The organism is Mucilaginibacter sp. (assembly GCF_028288105.1).
Taxonomy (GTDB): Bacteria; Bacteroidota; Bacteroidia; order Sphingobacteriales; family Sphingobacteriaceae; genus Mucilaginibacter.
In genome coordinates, this window is the sequence record NZ_JAQBOI010000121.1 from 1 (window position 1) to 8,751 (window position 8,751).

Annotated in this window: 9 protein-coding genes; 5 read left to right on the plus strand and 4 right to left on the minus strand. The window is 41.9% G+C overall.

Annotation, left to right across the window (positions count from 1 at the left end; translation table 11 throughout):
• Positions 1 to 80: 80 nt before the first annotated feature.
• On the minus strand, positions 81 to 1,604 hold the full coding sequence (gene gpmI / locus JWQ85_RS08310; RefSeq protein ID WP_299466762.1) for a 2,3-bisphosphoglycerate-independent phosphoglycerate mutase: 1,524 nt from the start codon (positions 1,602 to 1,604) through the stop codon (positions 81 to 83).
• Positions 1,605 to 1,696: 92 nt separating this feature from the next.
• Between gpmI and JWQ85_RS08315 the strand changes: the two genes are divergently transcribed.
• The 5 genes from JWQ85_RS08315 to JWQ85_RS08335 all read left to right on the plus strand — a co-directional run bounded on the left by JWQ85_RS08315 (position 1,697) and on the right by JWQ85_RS08335 (position 5,424).
• Entirely contained in the window at positions 1,697 to 2,095 is a 399-nt protein-coding gene (locus tag JWQ85_RS08315) for a DUF4783 domain-containing protein (protein ID WP_299466765.1), read from the plus strand.
• 42 nt (positions 2,096 to 2,137) lie between these two features.
• Complete coding sequence (nadC, locus tag JWQ85_RS08320; RefSeq protein WP_299466768.1) at positions 2,138 to 2,986, plus strand: carboxylating nicotinate-nucleotide diphosphorylase; 849 nt, start codon at positions 2,138 to 2,140, stop codon at positions 2,984 to 2,986.
• Between the two features lie 47 nt (positions 2,987 to 3,033).
• On the plus strand, positions 3,034 to 3,681 hold the full coding sequence (plsY, locus tag JWQ85_RS08325; RefSeq protein ID WP_256539042.1) for a glycerol-3-phosphate 1-O-acyltransferase PlsY: 648 nt from the start codon (positions 3,034 to 3,036) through the stop codon (positions 3,679 to 3,681).
• Between the two features lie 6 nt (positions 3,682 to 3,687).
• Positions 3,688 to 4,491: a M48 family metallopeptidase gene (locus JWQ85_RS08330; RefSeq protein WP_299466773.1), complete on the plus strand. Its 804-nt coding sequence runs from the start codon at positions 3,688 to 3,690 to the stop codon at positions 4,489 to 4,491.
• 183 nt (positions 4,492 to 4,674) lie between these two features.
• Positions 4,675 to 5,424, plus strand: coding sequence for a DUF2071 domain-containing protein (locus JWQ85_RS08335; protein WP_299466776.1), 750 nt, complete (start codon positions 4,675 to 4,677; stop codon positions 5,422 to 5,424).
• On the opposite strand, the gene JWQ85_RS08340 is transcribed toward JWQ85_RS08335, so the two are convergent.
• The 3 genes from JWQ85_RS08340 to JWQ85_RS08350 form a co-directional block, all read right to left on the minus strand.
• Complete coding sequence (locus tag JWQ85_RS08340) at positions 5,378 to 6,664, minus strand: anthranilate synthase component I family protein (RefSeq protein WP_299466779.1); 1,287 nt, start codon at positions 6,662 to 6,664, stop codon at positions 5,378 to 5,380. The genes JWQ85_RS08335 and JWQ85_RS08340 overlap by 47 nt on opposite strands.
• A 141-nt stretch (positions 6,665 to 6,805) precedes the next feature.
• The gene (locus tag JWQ85_RS08345; RefSeq protein WP_299466782.1) at positions 6,806 to 8,083 is read right to left on the minus strand and encodes an adenylosuccinate synthase; all 1,278 of its coding nucleotides are present in this window, start codon (positions 8,081 to 8,083) and stop codon (positions 6,806 to 6,808) included.
• A gap of 49 nt (positions 8,084 to 8,132) precedes the next feature.
• Positions 8,133 to 8,603: a Fur family transcriptional regulator gene (locus JWQ85_RS08350; RefSeq protein ID WP_299466786.1), complete on the minus strand. Its 471-nt coding sequence runs from the start codon at positions 8,601 to 8,603 to the stop codon at positions 8,133 to 8,135.
• Positions 8,604 to 8,751: the final 148 nt, after the last annotated feature.

Below are 8,751 nucleotides of genomic sequence, written 5' to 3' on the forward strand. Positions count from 1 at the left end.
TTATTTCGGGTTTATTACAGGCATAGCTGCCGCTTAAAAGCAGCAGTATGCCTGTATAAATTGTATATTTTTTAATGGGTTTATACCAAAACATTACCGGTCATTTCTTCGGGGATGGGTACACCTAACATTTGTAATACGGTTGGTGCAATATCGCCCAGCTTACCATCTTTTACGTGCTTAACATCGCTATCAATAATAATACAAGGCACCAGGTTGGTAGTATGCGCTGTATTTGGCGAACCATCTTCATTTATCATATAATCGGCATTGCCATGATCGGCAATAATGATGAACGAATAGCCATTTCTTAAACCGGTTTCTACCACTGCTTTTGTGCAGGCATCGGCAGTTTCGGCAGCTTTCATAACCGCGCTAAACACTCCTGTATGGCCAACCATATCAGTATTGGCAAAGTTTAGGCATATAAAATCGGGCCAACCACTTTCCAGTTCGGGAATGATGGCATCACGGATACCTTCGGCACTCATTTCGGGCTGCAAATCGTAGGTAGCAACCTTTGGCGATGGTATTAATAAGCGTTTCTCGTTATTAAACGCTGTTTCGCGGCCCCCGGAGAAGAAGAACGTTACATGTGGATATTTCTCTGTTTCGGCAATACGGATCTGGTTTTTATTGGCGCCTTCTAAAACTTCACCCAAGGTTTTGGTTAGGTCATCCTTACGGAAAACTACCTTAACATTTTTGAAAGTTTCATCGTACGATGTCATGGTAACATAATGCACGTTAAGCGGATGCATATTATACTCGGGAAATGCCTTTTGCGTAAGTGCCAGTGAGATCTCGCGGCCTCTATCCGTACGGAAGTTGAAACAGATAACCACATCGCCTTCTTTTATAACAGCAAGTGGTTTACCATAGCTATCTACACGTACCACCGGTAAAATAAACTCATCGGTAATACCTTCATCATATGATTTTTTGATAGAAGCGATGATATCCTGAGAAGCCTCGCCTTCGCCGTTAACCATCAGGTCGTAAGCCTTTTTAACGCGCTCCCATCGGTTATCCCTATCCATAGCATAATACCTGCCAATGGCCGATGCCAGCTTTACAGGGGTAGGGGCAATATGATCCTCTAGTTCGGTTATGAAATTTATGCCCGAATTAGGATCGGTATCGCGGCCATCCAAAAAGGCATGGATAAATACCTTTTGCAACCCTAACGATGTGGTAGCATCTACTAAACCTTTTAAGTGGTTAATATGCGCGTGCACACCACCATCGCTTACCAGGCCAATAAAATGCACATCTTTATTATTTGCCCTTGCATAATCAAAAGCCTCAACCAGGGCTTCGTTTTGTACAAACTCGTTATCAATAACTGCTTTGTTTATACGGCCCAGTTCCTGGTAAACCACACGGCCGGCACCTAAATTCATGTGCCCAACTTCAGAGTTCCCCATTTGTCCTTCGGGCAAGCCAACAGCAATGCCCGAAGCTTCAAGCTTTGAGTTTGGGTACTGCGCTATCATAGAATCGAAGAATGGTGTATCTGCCGCTATTATAGCGTTCGATTTATCGTTACGGCCGTAACCCCAGCCGTCGAGTATAATTAATGCAACTTTTTTTCTGTTTTCCACAATGCAAATATAAAAGCAACGTTTAAAGATTGTAGTTTAAACACCTTTATTTTTTTAAGATGCAACAATTCTTTAGTTTAATGGTCATATAAATGATGAAACTAAGATACCTGCCGCTACTTTCTCTGTTGTTCCTGTTGCCTATGGTAGCAACTGCGGATACTATTGAAAAAATTTCGGAACTTATTAAACAGGGTAACGCGCACGAGATCGCCAAATTCTTTGCAACTAATGTAGACATTAGCATATTGGATGAAACCAATGTTTACTCAAAGGCACAGTCTGAAATGATACTGGATAAGTTTTTTAAAGAAAATAAACCTCAAACGGTAAAGCTGCTTCATCGAATAAACTCCAACCCCAATTATAACTTTGGCGTGCTTATTTTAACTACCGATAAGGGCAAGTTCCGGGTGTCATATACCCTTAAAGAAGTTAATAAAGTAATGGCAATCATTGAGTTGCGAATAGAAACTGAAAAACCTAATTAATCATCAATTGTTCTTACTTTTGAAACTCAAAAAAGCAAAGGTTTGAACAAAGAAATTATACACCAGTTTATAGTAAATGCCTTAAGTGAAGATGTTGGCGACGGCGACCATACATCACTATCAACTATTGAAGCAGGGACACAAGGTAAAGCAAAATTATTAGTTAAAGATACCGGTATACTGGCAGGCGTTGAGCTGGCGGCAGAGATATTTCGTGAAGTTGACCCTAACCTTAAGCTGAACATTTTTTTGAACGATGGCGCCGAGGTTAAACCCAAAGATATCGCGTTTGAAGTAGAGGGCGATGCCCAAAGTATTTTAAAGGCCGAACGTTTGGTGTTAAACTGTATGCAGCGCATGAGCGGCATTGCTACTAATACCCACCAGATAGTAGACCTTTTACAAGGCACAAATACTAAAGTTTTAGATACGCGCAAAACAACACCAGGAATGCGCTACCTCGAAAAATGGGCTGTACGTACTGGCGGAGGCGTTAACCATCGTTTCGGTTTGTATGATATGATCCTGATAAAAGATAATCATGTTGATTATTCGGGCGGGATACGCCAGGCAATTGAAAATGCCAACCGTTATATTAACGAAACAGGAAAAAAACTGGCAATTGAGATTGAAGTAAGAAACCTTGATGAGTTGGAGCAGGTTTTGCAAACCGGCAATGTTAACCGTATATTAATAGATAATTTTAATTTTGCTGACCTTAAGCAGGCAGTAAACATGATAGAAGGCCGCTATATTACAGAAGCATCTGGTGGCATAACTATTGATAATATACGTGATTATGCCAATTGCGGTGTAGATTATGTATCGGTAGGCGCGCTTACGCATTCTGTGAAAAGTTTAGATCTTAGTTTAAAAGCAGTAAAATTATAATGATATATTGCGGTAGTATAACATCAATTTAATAATATTGCAGACAGATGCTATCAATCTACTCGATTTCAGCGCTTATTCTGGCTTACCTATTCGGATCAATTCCTACTGCAGTATGGATAGGGCAGGCATTTTACAATATAGACGTACGGGAATACGGCAGCGGTAACGCCGGTGCTACAAATACTTTTAGGGTGCTGGGCAAAAAAGCAGGCATACCTGTAATGCTGCTTGATATTTTAAAAGGATGGACAGCCACTAATCTGGCCTATGTTATAGGGGTTACTACTACAGGGGCCTATCATTCCATAGCATTTACTAATTACGAACTGGCACTTGGTATAGCCGCGGTTATGGGGCATTTGTTCCCGGTTTTTGCAGGCTTTAGAGGGGGGAAGGGTATTGCCACGCTTTTTGGAATGATATTGGCTATAAACTTACCAGCTTCTTTACTTTGCGTATTGGTATTTATTGTAACGCTGCTAATAACCAGGTATGTATCATTAGCATCCATAATGGCAGGTTTTACGTATCCCATCGGTGTAACATTTATATTTCCGGTGTATATTAAATCGGTCATAATATATGGAATGTGTATTTGCATACTGATACTGGTTACGCATCAAAAAAACATAGAACGATTATTAAAAGGTAAAGAGTCAAAAGTTAATTTATTTAAAAAGAAAACTACCTGACTTGCCATGAAAAGAATTAAACCTATCCTCGCGCTGGCTATAATTGCCATCGCTATTTACGCATGTTCTACAGTGCCGTTAACCGGCCGTTCACAATTAAGCTTAGTAAGTGATGACCAGATAAACCCTGCCGCGGCACAAAGTTATCGCCAGTTATTATCAGACCCCAGCACAAAAGTTATTAATAGCGGTACCGATGCCCAGCGTGTTAAACGCATAGGCAATCAGCTTGCTATCGCAATCGATAGTTATTTAAAAACTAATGGCTATGGCGATCAGTATAATTATCAGTGGGAGTTTAACCTGATACAAAGTAAAGAGATAAACGCATGGTGTATGCCGGGTGGTAAAGTTGCGGTTTATAGCGGTATACTGCCCATTACGCAAACTGATGCGGGCTTAGCTACCGTTATGGGGCATGAAATTGGCCATGCTATTGCCCACCACTCTGCCGAAGCACTTTCACAGCAAATGGCTGTACAGGCCGGCGGTGCAGCAGTTGGTGCTGCTACGGGCAACAAATCGCAAACTACACAAGCTATTATAGGCACACTTTACGGTGTAGGCGGCCAACTGGCAACATTAAAATATTCGAGAGATAAAGAGAATGAAGCCGATAGGCTGGGTTTAACTTTTATGGCTATGGCCGGTTATGACCCACGCCAGGCTGTTAGCTTTTGGCAACGTATGGCCGCGCAAAACCAGGGCGCCCCACCAGAATTTTTAAGTACACACCCATCTGATGCTACCCGTATAGCTAATATTCAAAAGCTGATACCCGAGGCGATGAAATATTATAAGGGAAAATAAGAGAATTTAACCACAGAGTACACAAAGATTTTCACAGAGGTCACAGAGTTTAAATTCTGTGACCTTTGTGTTACTATAGAGGGTATAGCTTAAATATTAAGGCCTCTGTGTAACTCTGTGTTTTTCTTTCTCTGTGTCCTCTGTGGTTTAAAAACAAACCATATAATTCATAGTTTTACACCCATGGCCACATCTAAATCACGCTTTTTAACCGCCCAATGGCGTAACTTGGTAATGCTGAACTACGAGGTTGACCCCGAAATACTAAAGCCGTATCTGCCAGCTGCTACAGAGATAGATCTTTGGCAAGGCAAGGCATTGGTTAGTATGGTTGGTTTTATGTTCAAGGATACGCATGTACTGGGCATAAAATGGCCATTCCACGTAAATTTTGAGGAGGTGAACCTGCGCTTTTATGTTCGCCATTTTGATGGTAAGCAATGGAAACGCGGCGCGGTATTTATAAGCGAAATAGTGCCCAAAAGCATGATCGCGCTTATTGCTAATAATCTTTATAAAGAACATTACCGTTCGTTGCCTATGCGGCATTCAGTAACCAAAGAGGGTGCTAATCATACCCGGTTTTTATACGAGTGGAAACTAAAGGGCACTTGGAATAAATTAGGCGCGACAGTTCGCAATAGTCTTATCCCAATAGAAGCCGGCAGCCCCGAAGAATTTATATTTGAGCATTACTGGGGATATAACCGCTTAACCGATTATAAAACTATGCAATACGAGGTAGAGCATATTGCCTGGCAAATTGCCGAGGTTAAAGATTTTGTTTTTGAGGCGGATATAAAAGAATTATACGGCGACGCGTTTGTGCCCTATTTGAGTGTAAAGCCGTTCTCCGCTTTCTGGGCAAATGGTTCGGAAATAGCTGTTAGGATTGCGGATAAGCTGCTCCTTGACCCAATACTTCCAGGATAGCTTTTGCCTTCAATAAACATTCCTCATATTCCTGCTCTGCATTAGCGTGGTAGGTGATGGCGCTGCCCACATGGAACGATAAATACTTTTTGGTGGAATTGTATAGCAGGGTGCGGATCACTACGTTAAAATCAAAATCATTATCCTCGCTAAAATAACCTACTGCGCCCGAGTATACTCCTCGTTTGCTCCGTTCATATTGTTCCATGAGCTGCATGGCGCTAATTTTTGGTGCACCGGTCATGCTGCCCATGGGGAAGGTGTTTTTTACCGCTTCTATAGCAGATACATCATCGCGCAACTCGCATACCACGGTTGATACCATTTGGTGCACCTGCTTAAAGCTTTGTATACTGTAAAGCCCTTCGGTTTTAACCGTGCCGGGTTTAGCGGAATGTGTAAGGTCATTCCGCACCAGGTCTACAATCATTACGTTTTCCTGTAGTTCTTTTGGGTGATTACGGAGTTCCTCTATAATGGATTGGTCCACCTTCTTATCAGCATCGCGCCGGGCAGTTCCTTTTATGGGTTGTGAGATCAGTTTACTGCCTCGTTTCGCCAAAAAACGCTCGGGCGAAGCACACATAATATAATTGCCTTTCCACTTAAAAAAAGTAGAGAATGGGGTGGGGGAAACGCTATTTAAATTTGAGAAGATAGCCAGCGGGTCAATTACGGTATCTTCCGCAAAAAACTCCTGGCAAAAATTGGTCACGTATATATCCCCACGAACAATGTGGTTTTTGATCTTCTCTACGGTGTCCACATATTCTGGTCTGCTAAAGCGGGGTTGCAGGTTAATAGAGGTGACAGTATGGGGCGTCGAGGGTTCGAATCCCTCTGGCTCCACTAGCTTTTGGATTTTGTCATTATCACCAATTATCTCAACCATATTCCCTTTTATGCTGATAAGTGTTTCAGGCGCAAAAAAGTAAAGGTCGGGGAAATCAAGCTGGTCGGGGTTGTTGGATTGCAGGTTCTCTGTTTCGTTCTTCAGGTCGTAACCAAAAAAACCGGTTATCCAGCCGGGGTTAGCACTCCTAAAAGCCGATAGCTGCGTGAAAGCATCGCCTGCACTGGCCGTTAACTCTGCTTTGGTACCAACGGCTATTATAGTGTCGAACTTGCCGTAGGGATCGTTAAAGCTGTTGCTATCGAGGTAGCAAAGGGTATCAAAGGTTGCAGCCCATGCAAGCGCCTTTTGTTTAAATACGGCTACGTCGGATATCTCGATAATCACACTACAAAAATAGTTAACTAAATATAAAAGGCCCCGATAAATCGAGGCCTTTTGAAATGTTTTATAATGTTTCTGGTGAGGACACCAGAAACAGAAGATATTATACCATTTGGCGGTGTCCCCACCGCCAATCGTTAAACTCTATTGCAACACCAAAGTCTGTTTTCTGTCTGGTCCTACAGATAACCATTTCACAGGTACCTCAAGCTCAGCTTCTAAATATTCGATGTACGACTGCAGTTTTGCAGGGATCTCGTTCAATTCGGTAATGCCTGTAAGGTCTTCGTTCCAACCATCAATTTCTTTCAAAACAGGGTGGGCATCAACCGAGCAAATATCATAAGGCATGTAATCTATCTGTTCGCCTAAGTAGTTGTAGTGTGTACAAGCGTAGATCTTATCAAAACCGCTAAGCACATCGGCTTTTGTCATTACCAATTGGGTAACACCATTCAGCATAATAGCATATTTCAAAGCAGGAAGATCGATCCAGCCGGTACGGCGTGGCCTGCCTGTTGTAGCGCCAAACTCGTGGCCTATGCGGCGTAATTCTTCGCCCATTTCATCGTTTAATTCGGTAGGGAAGGGGCCTCCACCAACACGGGTGCAATAAGCTTTAAAAATACCTATTACATCGCCAATTTTACTTGGGGCAATACCTAAACCAGTACAAGCACCGGCAGCCGTAGTATTTGATGAGGTAACAAACGGGTACGAACCAAAGTCGATATCCAACATGGCGCCTTGTGCACCTTCAGCTAATACCTTTTTACCGTCCTTAATATATTGGTTAACCAAATGTTCAGAATCAACCAGCGGGAATTGTTTGATGTATTCAATCGCTTCAAAAAATGCAGCCTCGCGCTCGCTAAAATCAGCTACTTCGCCATACATGGCTTGTAACATTGAAGTATGCTTGTCAACCAGTTTCTGGTAACGGTCTTTAAAATCGGGCAGGGTGATATCACCAATACGTAAACCATTACGGCCGGTTTTATCCATATAAGTTGGGCCGATACCTTTTAATGTTGAACCAATTTTGCCATCGCCCATTTTCTTTTCAGAAGCGGCATCAAGCAGTTGGTGAGTTGGAAGAATTAGATGCGCTTTTTTAGCTATCATCAAATTCTTTTTCGCTAAAAGATCATGACCAGCATCTTTAAGCTTATCAAGCTCCTTTTTCAAGGTGATAGGATCGATAACAACGCCATTACCAATCAGGTTCATGGTGTTATCAAAAAATATTCCCGAAGGGATAGTATTTAAAACAAATTTTTTGCCTTCAAACTCTAAAGTATGACCGGCATTTGGGCCGCCCTGGAAACGGGCTATCAGGTCATAACCTGCGCTAAGCACATCAACAATTTTACCTTTACCTTCGTCGCCCCACTGGAGGCCTAATAATACATCAACAGCCATTAAATGATATCTTTATCTGAATATAAGTTTAAATGAATTTTTTTGTGCACTACTGAACTCTTCTGTCGCAATAACCTTCGCGAAGTTTGGCGCAATTACCATAAAGGTTTAAAGAGTGGTGCTTGATTTCGAATTTTAAAAGATCGCCCATCATACTCTGGATCTGCTGTATACGCGGGTCGCAGAACTCAACCACTTTGCCGCAATCAATACAAATAATGTGATCGTGCTGTTTGTAGCCGTATGATTTTTCGAACTGGGCCATGTTCTTGCCAAACTGGTGTTTGGTTACCAGATCGCATGATACCAGCAATTCTAAAGTGTTGTAAACCGTGGCGCGGCTTACGCGGTATTTCTTATTCTTCATGTGGATGTATAAAGATTCCACATCAAAATGATCGCTTCTCGAATAAATTTCTTCGAGTATGGCAAAGCGCTCGGGTGTTTTCCGGAGACTTTTGTTTTCGAGGTAGGCCTCAAAAATCTTTTTTACCAACGCAATAGTTTCCTGTACAGGCATAATGTTAAATTAACATGGCAAAGGTATTATTTTTTTAGTTGATTGTGTTAATGTTAGTTGTTTGCGTTGAATTTGTTAATAAGTCAAAACCACTCAAATTATCAAACCACTCAATCACTTATCGGTATTACGATGCTTTTTCTACCAC